The sequence below is a fragment of the Sphingomonas immobilis genome, assembly GCF_030580995.1.
Taxonomy (GTDB): Bacteria; Pseudomonadota; Alphaproteobacteria; order Sphingomonadales; family Sphingomonadaceae; genus Sphingomonas; species Sphingomonas immobilis.
The window spans coordinates 80,251-96,597 of sequence record NZ_JAUQSZ010000009.1; the positions used below are offsets into that span (position 1 = coordinate 80,251).

16 protein-coding genes are annotated in these 16,347 nt (G+C 69.1%); 6 read left to right on the plus strand and 10 right to left on the minus strand.

From position 1 onward, the window contains the following. The first annotated feature begins 6 nt into the window (after positions 1-6). Together Q5H94_RS13495 and Q5H94_RS13500 are read left to right on the plus strand one after the other, a co-directional pair. A complete protein-coding gene (locus Q5H94_RS13495) occupies positions 7-1,347 on the plus strand; it encodes a PQQ-dependent sugar dehydrogenase (protein WP_304561804.1) in 1,341 nt (446 codons plus the stop codon). A 289-nt stretch (positions 1,348-1,636) separates the two neighbouring features. Continuing rightward, positions 1,637-2,092, plus strand: a complete 456-nt coding sequence (locus Q5H94_RS13500) for a helix-turn-helix domain-containing protein (RefSeq protein ID WP_304561805.1) — start codon at positions 1,637-1,639, stop codon at positions 2,090-2,092. 3 nt (positions 2,093-2,095) lie between these two features. On the opposite strand, the gene Q5H94_RS13505 is transcribed toward Q5H94_RS13500, so the two are convergent. Then, on the minus strand, positions 2,096-2,404 hold the full coding sequence (locus Q5H94_RS13505; RefSeq protein WP_304561806.1) for a hypothetical protein: 309 nt from the start codon (positions 2,402-2,404) through the stop codon (positions 2,096-2,098). After that, positions 2,401-2,535 carry a hypothetical protein gene (locus Q5H94_RS13510; RefSeq protein ID WP_304561807.1) on the minus strand — a complete coding sequence of 45 codons (135 nt, stop codon included), beginning with the start codon at positions 2,533-2,535 and terminating at the stop codon, positions 2,401-2,403. The genes Q5H94_RS13505 and Q5H94_RS13510 overlap by 4 nt, the downstream gene beginning before the upstream one ends. A gap of 134 nt (positions 2,536-2,669) precedes the next feature. On the opposite strand from Q5H94_RS13510, the gene Q5H94_RS13515 reads away from it, so the two are divergent. After that, on the plus strand, positions 2,670-3,296 hold the full coding sequence (locus Q5H94_RS13515) for a S24 family peptidase (protein WP_304561808.1): 627 nt from the start codon (positions 2,670-2,672) through the stop codon (positions 3,294-3,296). On the opposite strand, the gene Q5H94_RS13520 is transcribed toward Q5H94_RS13515, so the two are convergent. Further along, the gene (locus Q5H94_RS13520; protein ID WP_304561809.1) at positions 3,293-3,466 is read right to left on the minus strand and encodes a hypothetical protein; all 174 of its coding nucleotides are present in this window, start codon (positions 3,464-3,466) and stop codon (positions 3,293-3,295) included. The two genes, Q5H94_RS13515 and Q5H94_RS13520, sit on opposite strands and share 4 nt — an antisense overlap. A gap of 184 nt (positions 3,467-3,650) precedes the next feature. Here Q5H94_RS13520 and Q5H94_RS13525 point away from each other — a divergent pair, with 184 nt between their 5' ends. The 3 genes from Q5H94_RS13525 to Q5H94_RS13535 are packed head-to-tail and all read left to right on the plus strand — an operon-like array spanning position 3,651 to position 9,986. After that, positions 3,651-3,854: a hypothetical protein gene (locus tag Q5H94_RS13525; protein WP_304561948.1), complete on the plus strand. Its 204-nt coding sequence runs from the start codon at positions 3,651-3,653 to the stop codon at positions 3,852-3,854. Positions 3,855-3,897: 43 nt separating this feature from the next. Further along, on the plus strand, positions 3,898-5,838 hold the full coding sequence (locus tag Q5H94_RS13530) for an autotransporter assembly complex protein TamA (RefSeq protein WP_304561810.1): 1,941 nt from the start codon (positions 3,898-3,900) through the stop codon (positions 5,836-5,838). After that, a complete protein-coding gene (locus Q5H94_RS13535) occupies positions 5,835-9,986 on the plus strand; it encodes a translocation/assembly module TamB domain-containing protein (RefSeq protein WP_304561811.1) in 4,152 nt (1,383 codons plus the stop codon). Before Q5H94_RS13530 ends, Q5H94_RS13535 begins: the two co-directional genes overlap by 4 nt. Here Q5H94_RS13535 and Q5H94_RS13540 read toward each other — a convergent pair. The 7 genes from Q5H94_RS13540 to Q5H94_RS13570 all read right to left on the minus strand — a co-directional run bounded on the left by Q5H94_RS13540 (position 9,983) and on the right by Q5H94_RS13570 (position 16,305). After that, positions 9,983-10,405, minus strand: a complete 423-nt coding sequence (locus Q5H94_RS13540; RefSeq protein WP_304561812.1) for a hypothetical protein — start codon at positions 10,403-10,405, stop codon at positions 9,983-9,985. The two genes, Q5H94_RS13535 and Q5H94_RS13540, sit on opposite strands and share 4 nt — an antisense overlap. Continuing rightward, positions 10,405-10,860, minus strand: coding sequence for a hypothetical protein (locus Q5H94_RS13545; protein WP_304561813.1), 456 nt, complete (start codon positions 10,858-10,860; stop codon positions 10,405-10,407). Before Q5H94_RS13545 ends, Q5H94_RS13540 begins: the two co-directional genes overlap by 1 nt. A 48-nt stretch (positions 10,861-10,908) precedes the next feature. Then, positions 10,909-11,424, minus strand: coding sequence for a hypothetical protein (locus tag Q5H94_RS13550; RefSeq protein ID WP_304561814.1), 516 nt, complete (start codon positions 11,422-11,424; stop codon positions 10,909-10,911). Further along, entirely contained in the window at positions 11,425-12,633 is a 1,209-nt protein-coding gene (locus Q5H94_RS13555) for an ABC transporter permease (protein ID WP_304561815.1), read from the minus strand. It lies immediately after the preceding gene. A gap of 129 nt (positions 12,634-12,762) precedes the next feature. Then, positions 12,763-13,482 carry an ABC transporter ATP-binding protein gene (locus Q5H94_RS13560; protein WP_304561816.1) on the minus strand — a complete coding sequence of 240 codons (720 nt, stop codon included), beginning with the start codon at positions 13,480-13,482 and terminating at the stop codon, positions 12,763-12,765. After that, a complete protein-coding gene (locus Q5H94_RS13565) occupies positions 13,472-14,875 on the minus strand; it encodes an efflux RND transporter periplasmic adaptor subunit (protein ID WP_304561817.1) in 1,404 nt (467 codons plus the stop codon). The genes Q5H94_RS13560 and Q5H94_RS13565 overlap by 11 nt, the downstream gene beginning before the upstream one ends. Beyond that, complete coding sequence (locus tag Q5H94_RS13570; protein WP_304561818.1) at positions 14,872-16,305, minus strand: efflux transporter outer membrane subunit; 1,434 nt, start codon at positions 16,303-16,305, stop codon at positions 14,872-14,874. Before Q5H94_RS13570 ends, Q5H94_RS13565 begins: the two co-directional genes overlap by 4 nt. Positions 16,306-16,347: the final 42 nt, after the last annotated feature.

Sequence of the window (16,347 nt, forward strand, 5' to 3'; positions counted from 1 at the left end):
GCGGGCATGCGCAAACACATCCTCATCGTCCTCGGCATCTTCATCGTCGCCGGCGCGGCTTTCTATTACTGGGCGAGCCGGCCCGATATCGCCAAGCTCCCCGCCGATGCGGTGACGGGCAAGCGGCCGAAGATCACGCAGGCGCGCTACCAGAATTTCCCGACGATCGGCATCGCCAAGCCGGTCGGCTGGGGCGGTGCGAAGCCGACCGCGGCGGCGGGGTTGCAGGTCAACGCCTTCGCCAGCGGGCTCGATCACCCGCGCTGGATCTACCGCCTGCCCAATGGTGACGTGCTGGTCGCGGAGACCAACTCGCCGCCGCGCCAGGTGCGCGGCGTGACCGACTGGGTGATGGGCCTGTTCCTCAGTCAGGCGGGCGCGAACACGCCCTCCGCCAACCGCATCACCCTGCTGCGCGATGCCGACGGTGACGGCGTGGCGGAAACGAAAACGGTGCTGATCGGCGGGCTCAACTCGCCGCTCGGCATGGCGCTGACGGGGGGCTATCTCTACATCGCCAACACCGATGCGCTGGTGCGCGTGCCCTTCACGCCCGGCCAGACGAAGATCACCGCCAGGCCCGAGACCGTCGTCACCTATCCCGGCGGCGGCAATCACTGGGGGCGCGGCCTGCTGGCGGCCCCCGACGGCAGTTCGCTCTACGTCTCGGTCGGGTCGTCGTCGAACATCGCGGAAGGCGAGATCGAGCCCGACGCGACGATCCCGGAGGAAAAGAACCGCGCCAACATCCTGCAGGTCGATTCCGTCCACAAGGCGGCGCGCGTCTATGCCGGCGGTCTGCGCAATCCGCAGGGGCTCGCCTTCAATCCGCAGTCGGGCGGGCTGTGGACCGTCGTCAACGAGCGCGACATGATGGGTTCCGATCTCGCGCCCGATTACATGACGCAGATCGAGCTCGGCGATCACTTCGGCTGGCCCTGGTATTATTGGGGCGGCTATCCCGATGCGCGCGTGAAGCCCCAGAACCCCGCGCTGCAGGAATATGCGAAGCGGCCGGACTATGCGCTCGGCGCGCATGTCGCCGCGCTCGGCCTCGCCTTCGCGAACGATGCGAAGCTCGGGCCGAATTTCGCCAACGGCGCCTTCGTCGGTGAGCATGGCTCGTGGAACCGCAAGCCGCTGACCGGCTACAAGGTCGTCTATATCCCCTTCGCCGCCGACGGTTTCCCGGTGAAGGGCGCACGGCCCGTCGATCTGCTCACCGGTTTCCTCGACGCGAACGGCCAGGCGCGCGGGCGGCCGGTCGGCGTCGCGACGGACAAGACCGGCGGGCTGCTCGTCGCGGACGACGTCGGCAACGTGATCTGGCGGGTCAGCGCGAAATAGGTCGATCCGCTCACGTGGACAGACCCTCGACATGAGACGGGCCGCGGCGATCCCCCGATCGCCGCGGCCCGTATTGGAACTGCTTTTCCCCCCGGAAACAGCAGCTCCGCCCCTACGCTTGTACACCCAGGCCGCTATTACCCGTCCCGTATCGGCACGGGCAATTGCGTATAAACCCTTAGTTTACGTTACAACCGAAACTACCCATAGCGGGTACATGGCCGAAGCGGACGTTTCCGGCCATGAGTGAGGTGTCATGGCCAGTGTTGTCGTAACGAACCAAGAAAAGATGATCGAGAACTGGCGCGTCGTAATGACCGCTTTGTGCAACCAGTTCCTGACGATGCATACGACTGTTGCGGAGAAAGTCGATCTCGGCCCCACCGAGATGCTGATTTATCTGACGGTGACTGTCGCCAATGTGCAGCGCCTTATGCGCCAGCGTGCGATCCCGCCCGAATATTGCGGCGGCACCACCCCGTTGCCGCGCGAATGGGTCGTGCCGATCTCGCGCAACGCCATCGCGTCGGCCAGCCGGCTGCCGCGCGAGACGGTGCGCCGCCACATCGGCAAGATGATCGCGCGCGGCCTGCTGGTGGAGGATGCGCGCGGCGGCGTTACCCCGCCGCCGGATATCGTCCACGTCGACCGCTACGAGTTGATGGTCGAGGCGCTGATGACCGATTTCGCACGCACGACCGAGACGATGCTGCGCACCGGGGTGATCTCGATCCGCCAGGAATAAGCGTCATTCGTCGACCGTCAGCACTTCGATCGCGACGCTGACCGGATCACCGCGCCGCACCGCCGCGATGGTGAGATCGGCGACCAAGGTCCGCCGCACCGGCAATTCCGCCTCGGGCAGCGCGGCGAGCCATGCATCCAGCGCGTCGCCCGGCCGCGCCTGCAGCGTGAGCGCGTGACGCGCGCCCGCGAAGGTCGCACTCGCCCAGCGGTCCCAGGCCGCCTCCGTGACGGTGATCGCAACGCCATTGCGCGCGGCATGGGCGACGATCGCACGTTCGAGCAGGGTGCCCGCATCCGGCCCGCGGCTCATCGCGCGTCGCCTTCGGCCAGGAACGATTCGATTCGCGCAACCATGCGCGCGCCGGGTTCGCGCCCGTTGCGAAGATCGTGGACGAGGCGCGGATCGCGCACCGCCAGCCGCCCGAATCTGGTCGGCGTCATGTTCCTGGCCTTCAGAAACCGATCGATTTTTCCCAAAGTCGTCACCGCAATCTCCCTCGCCGACTCGATATGTTCTTTTTTTGTTCTCCGATTTCCAACTTGTCTAGGAAATTTCCTAGGCCTAGAGTGCGGCAATGGATCAGGCGCGCGAGACTCTGGCGACGCTGATCGCCGAAAGCGGGCAAAGCTACGGCGCGCTGTCGCGGATGCTCCGCCGCAACGAGGCGTATCTGCAGCAATATGTGCGGCGCGGGACGCCCCGCATCCTTGCCGAGCGCGACCGGCGCTTGCTGGCGGCGTTCTTCCGCGTCGAGGAAAGCGTGCTGGGCGGGCCGCCGTCCAGTGCGCCCGCGCGAATCGCCGTGCGTCGTCTCGACATCCACGCCTCTGCCGGTCCCGGTGCGCTGGCCGATGACGATCTGCGCACCGGATCCGCCCATTTCGACGCCGGGCTGCTCGCGCGGCTAGGTGTCCAGCCCGGTGCGGCGGCGGAAATTCGCGCGTCGGGCGAATCGATGGCACCGCTGATCCAGGACGGCGACCTGATGCTGGTCGACGAACGCGATCGCCGCGTCGGCACTGCCTCGGGCGTTTACGTGCTGCGGCTGGACGGCGCGCTGATGGTCAAGCGCCTGTCGCGCGACGGCCCCCTCATCCGCATCCAAAGCGACAATCCCGCCGCGCCGCCGATCGCACCGCGCGACCTGCGCGAGATGGAGGTGATCGGCCGCGTCGTCTGGCTGTCGCGGTCGCTGCGTTAATTCCGGCGGTCGAGCAGCCAGATCGCGATCGCCATGCCGATGCCGGCACCAAGGCCGATGAGGAAGCCCTTGGTCGGCTCGCCCTGAAACAGGCCGATAATCGCGCCCGCGATCGATCCGATCGCGATCAGGAAGCCGCCTGCCGCGGGTGATTTTGTCTTGCCTGCCATCGTTGCGGCTCTGCCATGTCCCGATCGAGGACGCCAGCGTCCCATGCCGGCACGCCCGGCACGCCGCTTGCCGCGACGTTTACCACTGCGACGCGCGGGCGCTGGCGGTTCCGCCGATCTGGCACGGCGCTTGTTACTGCGCGGGAACCTATCGGCCCCCGGGAGAATCCACAGAATGTCGCACATGCCCTGGCTCGCCGACGTTTCGCAGTACAATGACGCGGCGCAGTTGATCGCGACGTTCGGCGACGATGCAGGTTTCGAGGCGGCCGCGCGCGCCGACCGCAGCCGCGATCTCGGCAATCACATCCATTTCTGCCGCTGGCGCCAGATCGAGCGGCTGATCGTGCTGCTCTCGGTCGAGCAGGCGGTTGGAACGGTGCATTGATCTAACGCTGTCACTGGCGCGGACGCCGCGCTAGGACGCCTTCATGTCTTTGAGGTTCGGGCTGCGGAGCGCGGTGTGCGGCGCCACCGCCGGGTTGCTGGTTTCCGCCTGCCCGGCCGCCCGCGCGCAACAGACGCCGCCTCCCGAACCCGTGCTCGATCCGAACAGCCCGATGGCGCCGCTGCCCGATCTCGGCGTCGCCTGGCCCGAGCTCGGCCCGCAGAGCCCCGAGGACGCGAAGGCAACCGAGACCGTCCACGGCGATGCGCGCTATTCGTACCGGATCGAGGGGATCGACGCGATCCCCTCGCCGCTGCTGCGCACGCGCTTCGACCAGCTCTCGACGCTCGCGGCCAACGACGGGCAGGCGGCCAATGCCGCCCAGCTCGATCGCCGCGCGCGCGAGGACGCGGGCCTGCTTGCCAGCCTGCTGCGCGCCGAGGGCTATTACGATGCGCGCGTCACCAGCCGCGTCGAGCCGGCGGACGGCCGCCCGGTCGTCGTGATCGCTGCCGAGCCGGGCAGCCTGTACACCTTCGGCGGCGTCGCCGTGACCGGGCTCGATACCACGGGCGACAAGGCCGCCGCCTTGCGCGAGGCGTTCGGCGTGAAGGAAGGCGATCCCGTCAACGCCGACAAGATCGCGGCCGGCGAGGCGAATTTGCGCACGCTGATCGGCAATCGCGGCTTCCCCTTCGCCGTCGTCGGCGAACCCTCGGTCGTCGTCGATCACGCCGCCCATACCGCGACGCTCGCCATGACGGTCGCGCCCGGCACCGAGCGCAAATTCGGCAAGATCACCGCGCCCGACAACAAGGTGTTCGGCGCGAAGCACGTCCAGGAGATCGCGCGCTTCCGCCCTGGAGACCCGTACAGCACCACCGCCATTGCCGACCTGCGCCGCGCGCTGATCCAGACCGGCCTCGTCTCCAGCGTCGACATCAAGCCGGTCGATGCGCCCGATCCTAACGTGGTGGATATCGCCGTCGCGCTCGAACCCGCGCCGCCGCATACGATCGCGGGCGAGCTCGGCTACGGCACCGGCGAAGGCGCGCGCGCGGAGGTGAGCTGGACGCACCGCAACCTCTGGGCTCCCGAGGGCGCGCTCACCTTGCGCGGGGTCGCGGGCACGCAGGAACAGCTCGCCGCGATCACCTATCGCCGCAACAATTTCCACGGCCGCGACCGCGTGCTGACCTTCCAGGCGACCGCCTCCAACCTCAACCGCCCGGCTTACCGGGCAAAGACGGTGTCGCTGTCCGGCAGTCTGGAGCGGCAGACCAACATCTTCTTCCAGAAGAAATGGACCTGGTCGCTCGGGGCCGAGCTCACCGCCTCCGACGAGCGCGACGTGATCGAGACGACCGGACTGCCGCGCCGCCAGACTTACTTCGTCGGCGCGCTGCCGACGACGCTCAGCTACGACGGGTCGGACGATCTGCTCAATCCGAGCAAGGGCTTCCGCCTCGCCGGGCGGCTTTCCCCCGAAGTGTCGCTGGAAGGCAAGGCGTTCGGCTATGCCCGCGTCCAGTTCGACGCGAGCGCCTACCGCCCGGTAACGCCGCGCGTCGTCGTGGCGGGGCGCATCCGGCTCGGCACGATCGTGGGCGCGCCGCGCGACGCGATCGCGCCGTCGCGGCGCTTCTACGCGGGCGGCGGCGCGTCGGTACGCGGCTACGGCTATCAGGATATCGGCCCGCGCGACCCGAACAACGATCCGATCGGCGGGCGCAGCCTGAGCGAGTTTTCGCTCGAGGCGCGGGTGAAGGTGTTCGGCAGCTTCGGCATCGTGCCGTTCTTCGACGGCGGCAACATCTACACCAGCGCGCTGCCCAAATTCACCGGCTTCCGCTACGGCACCGGCATCGGCGTGCGCTATTATTCGAACTTCGGGCCGATCCGCATCGACGTCGGCACGCCGGTGAACCCGCAGACCGGCGATCCGCGCGTCGCCGTCTATGTCTCGCTGGGCCAGGCGTTTTGAGCGAGGACGCGGCCCCCGCGCCGAAGCGGACGGGCGGCTGGGCGCGCCGCATCCTCACGCTCGTCGCGCTGTTGCTCGCGCTCGTCACGCTCGGCGTGGTGACGCTCGATTCGGATATCGGCCACCGCTGGGTCGCCGACCGCATCGCCGCTTTGCGCCCCGCCAATGGCCTGCGCTACAGCGTCGGGCGGATCGACGGCTCGCTGTTCTCGAAGGCGGTGATCGTCGATCTCCGCATCAGCGACCCGCAGGGGCTCGTCCTTGCCGTTCCCCGCGCCGATCTCGACTGGTCGCCGCTCGCCTGGCTCGGCAACCGCCTCGATATCGAGAGCCTCGTCGCCCCGCAGGCGAGCCTCGTGCGCGTGCCGACATTGGTGCCCTCGGCCAGGAAGGGCCCGATCCTGCCGGGCTTCGACATCCGCATCGGTGCCTTGCGCATCGACCGCCTCACCGTCGCGCGGCGGATCACCGGCACCGCGCGGCGCGGGCGGGTGGCGGTGAAGGCCGATATCCGCGGGGGCCGGGCACGCATCGACCTCGACGCGCTTATCGCGGGCAGCGACACGGTGAAGCTCAAGCTCGACGCAGAACCCGACCACGACCGTTTCGACCTCGACCTGACGGCACGCGGGACGGCGCGCGGCCTGCTCGCCCACACGATCGGCGTGCCGCAGCCCGTCGCGGTGGACATTCACGGCGATGGCACGTGGCGCAAGTGGCGCGGCAAGGCGCTCGCCGATATCGGCACGACCCGCCTCGCCGACCTCGCGCTCGGCAACGATGCGGGCGCGTACACGCTGGCGGGCACGCTCACCCCCTCCCCCATCGCGCGCGGCAAGCTGCAGCGGCTGACCGCGCCGCACGTCCGCGTCGATGGCCGCGCCAGGCTCGCCGACCGGCGGCTGACCGGCACGCTCAATCTGCGCTCGGCGGCGATGGCGGTCGAGAGCGAGGGCGTGATCGATCTCGCCAGCAGCGCCTTCGAGTCCGTGCGCCTGCGCGCGCGGCTGCTGCAACCGCCCGCGCTGTTTCCCAACATGACCGGGCGCAATATCGAGCTGCGCGCGATCCTCGACGGCGCGTTCGGCAGCGCCGCCTTCGACTATCGCCTGACGGCCGATCGCTTCGCCTTCGACCAGACCGGGTTCGAGGGCGTGCGCGCCGCCGGCAAGGGCCATTTCTCGAAGGCGCCCGTCCTGCTCCCCGTCCGCCTCTCGGCGCAGCGCGTGACCGGGGTGGGCGACGTGGCGGGCGGCATCCTGCGCAACCTCACACTCGAAGGGCTGCTGCGCGTCACGCCCAAGCTCGTCACCGGCGACGACCTCCGCCTCTCGTCGGACAAGCTCAAGGGCCGCTTCACGCTGATCCTCGATCTCACCAACGGCCATTACGAAGTCGGCATCAACGGCGGCCTCGCGCGCTATCTCATCCCCGGCCTCGGCGTCGTCGATGTCACGTCGAACCTGAAGGTCGTGCCCGGCGCGGGCGGCCAGGGCACGCGCGTGATCGGCCAAGGCACCGCGACGATGGTGCGGCTCGACAACGCGTTCTTCCGGTCGCTGACCGGCGGCCTGCCGAAGATCACGACGGGGCTGGAGCGCACGCCCGACGGCATCCTGCATCTCACCAATCTCGTGCTGACTTCGCCGCAACTGCGCCTCGCCGGCAACGGCATCCGGCGGCGCGACGGGACGTTCCATTTCGAGGGCAGCGGAAAGCAGGCGACCTACGGCCCGCTTACGCTGAAGCTCGACGGCAAGATCGACCGGCCGACGCTCGATCTCGTCTTTGCGTCGCCCAACGCGGCGCTCGGCCTGTCGGCCGTGACCGCGCATCTCGATCCGACCGCGACCGGATTCGCCTTCACCGCGAAGGGCGGATCGCGGCTCGGGCCGTTCGGCGGCGAGGGCGCGATCCTGCTGCCCAAGGGCGGCGGCGCGACCATCGCCATCGCCCGGCTAGACGTCAGCGGCACGCAGGCGAAGGGCGATCTCGCGGTCGTGCCCGGCGGCTTCGACGGCCGCCTCGCGCTGGCGGGCGGCGGCATCTCGGGCGAATTGCTGTTCAAGCCCGCCGGCGAGCACCAGCGCATCGAGGCGCACCTCGACGCGGCGGCCGCGAAGCTCGCGAACGCGGTGACGCTGCGGCGCGGACATCTCGACGCGGTCCTGCTGCTCGACCCCGAGGGCACCAGCATCGAGGCGACCGCGACCGGCAACGGTTTGCGGCGCGGCGCACTGGTGATCGGGCGCTTCGCCGCGCACGCCGCGCTGAAGGGCGGCAGCGGCGAGGTGCGGCTCGCGGTCTCGGGCCAGCGCGGCCGCGCGTTCGACATCCAGAGCGTCATCGCCGTCACGCCCGACCGCTACAGCCTCACCGCGCAAGGCACGCTCGACCGCAAGCCGCTGCAATTCGTCACGCCCGCCGTCTTTACCCGCGACGGCGACGGCTGGCGGCTCGCGCCCGCCAAGCTCCGCTTCTCGGGCGGCGAGGCGGACCTGTCGGGGCGCTTCACCGGCAGCTCCAGCGCGATCGACGCGACGCTGTCGAAGCTGCCGCTGGCGATCCTCGATATCGGCTATCCGGGGCTCGGACTCGGCGGCAACGCCTCGGGCACGCTCTCGTACAGCCAGTCGGCGGGCGCGGCACCGACCGGCAAGATCGACATGACGGTGCGCGGCCTTACCCGCTCGGGCCTCGTCCTGTCGTCGCGCCCGGTCGATGTCGGCATCGCCGCGATCCTGTCGCCCGACAAGGTCGCCGCGCGCGCGGTCGCGGCGTCGGGCGGCAAGACCGTCGGGCGGGCGCAGATGCAGCTCACTTTGCCCGGCGGCAGCGACCTCGCCGCGCGCGTCGCCAATGCGCCGATGTTCGCGCAGCTCCGCTACGACGGCCCCGCCGACACGCTCTGGCGGCTGACCGGCATCGAATTGTTCGACCTGAGCGGCCCGGTGGCGATCGGCGCGGACGTCGGCGGGCGGCTCGCCGATCCGCAGATCCGCGGCGTCGTGCAGGCCAATGGCGCCAAGATCGAGAGCGCGACGACAGGCACCGTCCTCACCAACGTCATGGCGAGCGGGCGCTTCAACGGTTCGCGGCTGGTGCTCGACAAGATCGCGGCGGACGCGGGCAAGGGCGGCCGCGTCACCGGCGCGGGCAGCTTCGATCTCGCCGCCGCCAACGGCTTCGGCATCGACCTGTCGGTGCAGGCGCAGAACGCGCTGCTCATCAACCGCGACGATATCGCCGCGACCGTCACCGGGCCCTTGAGCTTCAAGTCGGACGGCGCGGGCGGCGTGATCGCCGGCGACGTCACGCTCACCAAGAGCAGCTACCGGCTCGGCCAGGCGAGTGCCGCCACCGCCGTCCCGCGCCTCAACCTGCGCGAGATCAACCTGCCCGGCGGCGGCGAGGAGGACGATGCGCCGCGCAAGCCCTGGCGGCTGGCGGTGCATGCCAAGGCCCCCAACAACCTCACCGTCACCGGCCTCGGCCTGCGCAGCGAATGGTCGGCGGACCTCACCATCGGCGGCGCGCCCGACAATCCCGCCATCTCCGGCCGCGCCGATCTGGTGCAGGGCGATTACGTGTTCGCGGGCCGCTCGTTCGAGCTGGAGCGCGGCAAGATCCTGTTCTCGGGCGAGGTGCCCGCCAACCCGTCGCTCGATATCGCCGCCAATGCCGATGCGAGCGGGCTCAGCGCGACGATCCGCGTCACCGGCCCCGCGCTGAAGCCGGAAATCTCCTTCGCCAGCGTGCCCGCGCTGCCGCAGGACGAACTGCTGTCACGCCTGCTGTTCGGCACCTCGATCACCAGCCTGTCCGCGCCCGAGGCGCTGCAGCTCGCCGCCGCCGTCGCGGCGCTGCAGGACGGCAAGGGCGGGCTCGATCCGATCAACGCCGTGCGCCGCGTGACCGGTCTCGACCGGCTGCGCGTCCTCCCCGCCGATCCGCAGACAGGTGCCGGCACCTCGGTCGCGGCGGGCAAATACATCACGCGGCGGCTGTTCGCGGAGATCATCACCGACGGTCAGGGCTATTCGGCGACGCAGGCCGAATTCCGCGTCACGCGCTGGCTGTCGATCCTCTCCAGCGTCTCGACCATCGGCCGCCAGAGCGCCAACGTGCGTGTCTCCAAAGACTATTAACTGAACGCCTGCGTCGCGTAGCGCACGTAGACGAACAGGGCGATCGCCAGCACGAAGGTGGCGATGATCGCGATCCGGCTGCGCCGCCCGGTAATGACCTGCAACGCCCCGCTCAGCGTCGCGAACAGCCCGAAGGTCATCACCGCCGCGAACAGATACAAAGCGGTGCGCGCCTGTTCGGGCGTGCCGGTGAAGCCGCTCGATCCGCCGGTATTGGGATGCATCAGCATCGGCAGCAGCGCGATCGTCACCGTGCCCATCAGACCGAGCAGGAAGACACCGCACGCCAGCGAAGTGCCGCCGAGGATGCGGATCGTCCGCGACGACATCATCTTCTTGCCGCACGTCGGGCAGGTCTTCACCTGGCCCTCGACCACCGTGTTGCAGGCGAAGGATTTGCAGTTGCTGGTGGCGGGCATCAGGCGGCCTTCAACGCGGCGACGGGATAGCGGAAGGTCTGCCCCGCCGGCACCGCCGCCAGCAGCACGAGCTTGTCCTGCGTCAGCCCGAACACCTCCCATTGCGGCGCGCCGAGGCCGGGGGGATAATCGGGATGCGCGGGCTTGATCGTCGTCGAGATACCCTCGGGCGTGTTGCTGTGGCCGCGGTACATGAACTGGGCGGCGGTGGGCAGCGGGCGCACCGCATAGACCGCCGCGCCATTGAGCAGCTTGCTGCCGCTGCGCAGGCCGACGATATTCTCCATCTCGGCGGGCGTGCGGCCGATGATGAACTTGTACGACGTGCAATAGCCGATCGCCCGCCCGCCGGATGGCGCCATGTCGATCGGCATCACCTTGACGAGCGCATCCATGCCGCCCGCCGACCACATCTGGATGAGCCCGGCCTTCACCCGCGCTTCGTCGAGTTGCATGTGATTCCCCCGCCACTGTCGCCCTGCCGTATAAACGGCAACGCCGGTTCAGCGATAGGGGCCCTTGTACGGCCGCAGCCCCGGCGTCGCGGCGGCGGGACTGCCGTCGCGCAGCATTGCGGCATCGGCGGTCAGCGGGATGGTGCGCGCCATCTGCGACAACACCTGCTTCGCCAGCGCCGCATCGCCGAAGCGCGCGACGAAGATCTGCCCCTCGACATGGAAGGCGAGCGCCATGCCGCCGCCCCACATCTTGCGCGCGTCGATCTGGCTGATCTCCTCGAAGCGCACGTGCGTCGTGCCGATCACGCGGATGCGGAACCCCTCGGGCAGCACCGCGAAGCTCGGGTTGAGGCTGTTGCGCGAGCGGCCGCCGAACAGCACCGCGCTATGCCAGTACGTGCCGCGCACCGGAATGTCCGTCGCGGCCGCATCGCCGCCCATCGCGAAGCCGCGCTCGCGGCTGCGCTGCGCCGCCGAGCGGGCGCGCAGGACGAGCATCGTCAGGATCGTCACCAGGATCGCGACGCCGACAACCGCGTTGATCAGGACCGGCGTCGACACCTATTCGTGCCGCAATGCGTCGATGGGATTGAGCGCCGCCGCACGCCGCGCCGGGAAATAGCCGAACACCACGCCGATCACCGCCGATATGACGAAGGCCACGATGTTGATCTGCGGTTCGAACATCCAGTCGACCTTCATCACGCCGACCAGCCCCAGCACCGCCAGCTGCGCCACGACGAGCCCGATCAGCCCGCCGAGACACGACAGCGCTATCGCCTCCACCAGGAATTGCAACAGCACCTCGCGCGCGACCGCGCCGATCGCGAGGCGGATGCCGATCTCGCGCGTGCGCTCCGTCACCGACACCAGCATGATGTTCATGATGCCGATGCCGCCGACGATCAGGCTGATCGCCGCCACCGCCGTGACGATGCCGGTCAGCAAGGTGGTCGAGGAGGTCAGCGTGTCGCTGATCTGCTTGGTGTCGAAGATGTTGAAATCGTCGGTCTTGGTGCCGGTGATCTTGCGCCGCTCGCGCAGCAGATCCTCGATCGAGCTTTGTACGGCGGAGGTCTGATAGGCGTCGTCCACGCCGACCAGCATCAGCCGCACGTCGGTCGATCCGGTGAAGCGGCGCTGCACGGCCTTCAGCGGCATGATGACGACATCGTCCTGATCGCCGCCGAACCCCGCCTGCCCGCGCGTGCTCAGCACGCCGATCACGTCGCACGAGATATTGCCGATCCGCATCCGCGTGCCGACCGCCTCGCCCTTGGGGTAGAGGTTGGTCTTGACGGTGTTGCCGAGGATGCAGACCGCCTTGCCCGCCGCTTCCTCCGGCCCGGTGAAATAGCGCCCTTCGGCGAGCGGCCAAGGCTGGACCTGGAAATAATCGCCGGTGGTGCCGTTGATCGTCGTCGACCAGTTGGCGCCCTCGTAGATCGCCGTCGCGGTCGACTGCGCCTGCGCCGCGACCGCCTTCACGCCGGCGATCTGCTCGCGGATGGCGATGACATCCTCGCGCTTGAAATCGGGCGGACGCGGGCCGCCGCCGCCGCGCCCGAAGCCCTGGCCGGGGCGGACCTGCAGGATGTTGGTGCCGAGCGACGCGATCGATTTCTGCACGGCGGCGGTGGTCGCCTTGCCGAGCGTCACCATCGTCACCACCGCCGCCACGCCGATGATGATGCCGAGCGTCGTGAGGAACGACCGCAGCTTGTGCCGCGCGATCGACCGCAGCGCGAGGACGAGGGTTGTTCCGAACATGTTACTTAAGCCCCTCCCCTTCAGGGGAGGGGTTGGGGTGGGGCCGTGCCGCGAGCGCAGTCTCGGTGAGACTTCCCCCACCCCCTGCCCCTCCCCTGAAGGGGAGGGGTTTGGTGTTGGCTTGCACGCTCACGCCACCGCCTCGCCCTGCCTGTGCTGCTTCTCGATCCGTTCGACCAGCCCGTCCTTGAAATGCACGACCGTCCTCGCGAAGGCCGCCATGTCGGGCTCGTGCGTCACCATCAGCACGGTGATGCCGCTGTCGCGGTTGAGGCCCGAGAGCAGCTCCATGATCTCGATCGAGCGCTCCGAATCGAGATTGCCGGTCGGTTCGTCGGCCAGCAGCACGTCGGGGTTGGTGACGATGGCGCGCGCGATCGCCACGCGCTGCTGCTGCCCGCCCGACAATTCCGCCGGCGTATGGTCCCACCAGTTCGCGAGGCCCACCTTGTCGAGCGCGGCCATCGCCGTGTCGTGCCGCGCCTTCTTGGCATCGCCGCGATACAGCAGCGGCAGCTCGACATTCTCCAGCGCGGAGGTGCGCGCGAGCAGGTTGAAGCCCTGGAACACGAAGCCGAGATATTTCCGCCGCAGCAACGCGCGCTGGTCGCGGTCGAGCGTCTCGACATGATGGCCGCGAAACTCGAACGTCCCGCCGGTCGGCACGTCGAGACAGCCGAGGATGTTCATCGTCGTCGACTTGCCGCCGCCCGACGGGCCCATCACCGCGACGAAATCGCCCGCGTCGATATCGAGATCGACGCCCTTCAGCGCCTGGAACGCGGTCGCGCCCTCGCCGTAGGTCTTGGTGACGCCGCGCAGGCGGATGATCGTGCCGTTACTGGCCACCGCCGCCGCCTTGCTGCGACCGCCGCCGCTGGCCGCCGCCCGATCCGCCGGTCGCGCCGTTGGCGAGTTGGCCGGTGATCACCTCCATGCCGGGCTTGAGATCGCCGCCGATCACCTCGGTCTGCGATCCGTTGGTCTCGCCGGTGATGATCTGCACCGCGGTCGGCGTGCCGTCGTCGCCCTTGACGTAGACGGTCTGCGATCCGCCGCGCTTGACCGCGTCGCCATTGGCGCCACCGCCCCGCCCGCCCCGGCGCGGACGCGGCATCAGCGCCCCGGCGATGCCGCTGCTCGAGGACGAGGCACCGCCCGCCGCCGCCGGCTTGAAGCGCAGCGCCGCGTTGGGAATCAGCAGCACGTTCTGCTTGGCGGAGGTCGTGATGTCGGCGGTCGCGGTCATGCCAGGCCGCAATTGCTGGTCGGCATTGGAGACGGCGAGCGTCGCCGCGTACGACACCACCTGCCCCGTCGTGCTGGTCGTCGTCGTGGTGGTCGAACTGCTCGACTGCGCCGACAGGTTCGATCCGAGATCGACGCGCGTGATCGTCGCCGGGAAGGTCTTGCCGGGGAAGGCATCGACGGTGAAGGCGGCCTTCTGCCCCTGCTTCACCTGCCCGACATCGGCCTCGTCGATCGCGACCTCCAGCTTCATCGTCGTCAGATCCTCGGCGATGACGAACAGCGTCGGCGTGTTGAACGATGCCGCCACGGTCGCGCCCGGTTCGATCTGCCGCGCCAGCACCACGCCGTTGACGGGCGAGCGGATCACCGCCTTGGTCAACTGCGTCTTGTTGGAGGAGAGCGTCGCCTCGGCCGAGACGACATTGGCCTGCGCGGCGCGGACGTTGGCGACGGCGCGGTTCTTGTCGGCGATCGCCTGATCCATCTCGGTCTTGGCCGGCACGCGCCCGCCCGACAGCCGGCTCACCTCCTGATAGCGCGCCAGCGTCGCGTTCGACTGGTCGAGCGTCGCCTGATTCTGTGCGACGGTCGCCTTGGCGGCGTTGAGCGCGGCGGCGCTCTGGTTGACGCTGTCCTGGAAGCGCGAGGGGTCGATCAGCGCGAGCGGCTGCCCCGCCGTCACGCGGTCGTTGACATCGACCACCACCTTGGTGACGAGGCCCGAGAGTTCCGATCCGACATCGACCTGATTGGTCGGCGCGAGCTTGCCCGTCGCCGACACCGTCACCGCCAGCGCACCGCGCTCGACCGCCACGGTCGCATATTCGGTCTTGGTCCCGCCGAACACGCAGCTCCGCACGAGCAACAGCAGCAGGATCACGCCGATCGCGACCGCCACCCACTTCACGTAACGCCGCCACGCCGGCACCGGCTTCGTGCCGAGGAAATCGTCGAGGTCGGAACGCCCGGATTCGGAAGATTGGTCGGTCATGGCTTTTCCTGCGGCGGGATCGTCGTCGGGTCGGTGGCGGGATTCCAGCCGCCGCCGAGCGCGAGGTAGAGCTGGACGAGCGCCTGCGCCTGATCGCCCTGCGCCTGCGAGAGGTTGTTGCGCGCGTTCAGCAGGCTGGTCTCGGCGGTGTTGAGCGTGGTGAAATCGGTGAGGCCCGCGCGGTACTGGCTGCGCGAGAGGATCGCGAAGCTGCTCGCGGCGTCGAACGCGGTCCTGAACTCGGCCCCCCGCCGCTGCGCCGCGTCGAGCGCGACGATGGCGTTCTCGACATCCTCCAGTCCCGTCAGCACGGTCGACTTGTACGCCGCGAACGATCCCTGCGCCGCCGCCTCGTTGGCGCGGACCTGCGCGCGCAGCCGCCCGCCGTCGAAGATCGTCTGCGTGAGGCCCGCGAACAGGCTGCCCGAAATCAGCTCGAACAGATTGCCGACCTTCGCCGCGTTGCTGGTGATGTTGCCGCTGATGGCGAGCGCGGGATAGAGCTGCGCCTTGGCCACGCCGATCTGCGCGGTGGCGGCGGCGAGGTTGCGCTCCGCCGCGCGCACGTCGGGGCGCTGGCGCAGCGTGTCGGCGGGGATACCGACCGCGAGGTCCGACGGCCCCTTCGGGATTGGCCGCACCGCCTCCAGCTCGCCTTTCAGCGCTCCCGGAGCCTGCCCGGTCAGCACGCCGAGCCGCGAGACGGCGGAATTGTAGTTCTGCTCGATCGTCGGCACCGAGGCCGCCGTCGTCGCCCGCTGCGTGCGCGCCTGTTCCTGGTCGAGCGACGAGACCAGCCCGGCCTGTACGCGGAAACCCACGATCTCGAGATTGTCGTCCTGGATCTTCAGCGACTCCCGCGCATTGGCGAGCTGCGCCTGATAGAGCCGCGCCAGCATGTAGTTGCGCGCGACCTCCGCCTCGGTCGAGATCAATACGCTGGCGTAGTCATAGCCCGACGCCTCGAACTGCGCCTTCGATCCCTCGATCTGCCGCCGCACGCCGCCGAAGATATCGGCTTGGTACGATACGTTGAGCCCGACCGAGAAATTGTCGCGCGATCCGGCCGAATTGTTCAACACCGTACCGTCGGGCAGCGTCACCGTCGTGTTGCCGCCGGCGATCGACTGCTGCCGGTTGTAGCCCGCCGATCCGCCGAGCGTCGGGAACAGCTCGCTGCGCGACTGCACCAGCGCCTCGCGCGCCTGCCGCAACCGCGCCACCGCCTGCGCCACGTCGAGATTGCTGGCGCGCGCCTGTTCCTCGATCTTCGTCAGCAGCGGATCGTCGAACCGCTGCCACCAGGCGGTGATATCCTCGGGCGTGCCGACTGGCGTCTTGACCGAGTAACCCTCGGGCACGCCGAGCGCCGCGGGCGCCGCCGGGCGATAGTCCGGCCCGACCGCACAGCCCGCGGTCGCGAGCAGCATCATGACAACGGCGGTGTGTTTCCCGAACATGTCACCTGAAAT

What these genes read in the sequence shown, in the direction of transcription:
- Q5H94_RS13515 (WP_304561808.1), top strand. Translation starts at nt 2,670, where the DNA reads ATGGATCAGGCGCGCGAGACTCTGGCGACGCTGATCGCCGAAAGCGGG.
- Q5H94_RS13525 (WP_304561948.1), top strand. Translation starts at nt 3,651, where the DNA reads ATGCCCTGGCTCGCCGACGTTTCGCAGTACAATGACGCGGCGCAGTTG.
- Q5H94_RS13510 (WP_304561807.1), bottom strand. Translation starts at nt 2,535, where the DNA reads ATGACGCCGACCAGATTCGGGCGGCTGGCGGTGCGCGATCCGCGCCTC.
- Q5H94_RS13570 (WP_304561818.1), bottom strand. Translation starts at nt 16,305, where the DNA reads ATGCTGCTCGCGACCGCGGGCTGTGCGGTCGGGCCGGACTATCGCCCG.
- Q5H94_RS13530 (WP_304561810.1), top strand. Translation starts at nt 3,898, where the DNA reads ATGTCTTTGAGGTTCGGGCTGCGGAGCGCGGTGTGCGGCGCCACCGCC.
- Q5H94_RS13555 (WP_304561815.1), bottom strand. Translation starts at nt 12,633, where the DNA reads ATGTTCGGAACAACCCTCGTCCTCGCGCTGCGGTCGATCGCGCGGCAC.
- Q5H94_RS13500 (WP_304561805.1), top strand. Translation starts at nt 1,637, where the DNA reads ATGATCGAGAACTGGCGCGTCGTAATGACCGCTTTGTGCAACCAGTTC.
- Q5H94_RS13495 (WP_304561804.1), top strand. Translation starts at nt 7, where the DNA reads ATGCGCAAACACATCCTCATCGTCCTCGGCATCTTCATCGTCGCCGGC.
- Q5H94_RS13545 (WP_304561813.1), bottom strand. Translation starts at nt 10,860, where the DNA reads ATGCAACTCGACGAAGCGCGGGTGAAGGCCGGGCTCATCCAGATGTGG.
- Q5H94_RS13565 (WP_304561817.1), bottom strand. Translation starts at nt 14,875, where the DNA reads ATGACCGACCAATCTTCCGAATCCGGGCGTTCCGACCTCGACGATTTC.
- Q5H94_RS13540 (WP_304561812.1), bottom strand. Translation starts at nt 10,405, where the DNA reads ATGCCCGCCACCAGCAACTGCAAATCCTTCGCCTGCAACACGGTGGTC.
- Q5H94_RS13505 (WP_304561806.1), bottom strand. Translation starts at nt 2,404, where the DNA reads ATGAGCCGCGGGCCGGATGCGGGCACCCTGCTCGAACGTGCGATCGTC.
- Q5H94_RS13520 (WP_304561809.1), bottom strand. Translation starts at nt 3,466, where the DNA reads ATGGCAGGCAAGACAAAATCACCCGCGGCAGGCGGCTTCCTGATCGCG.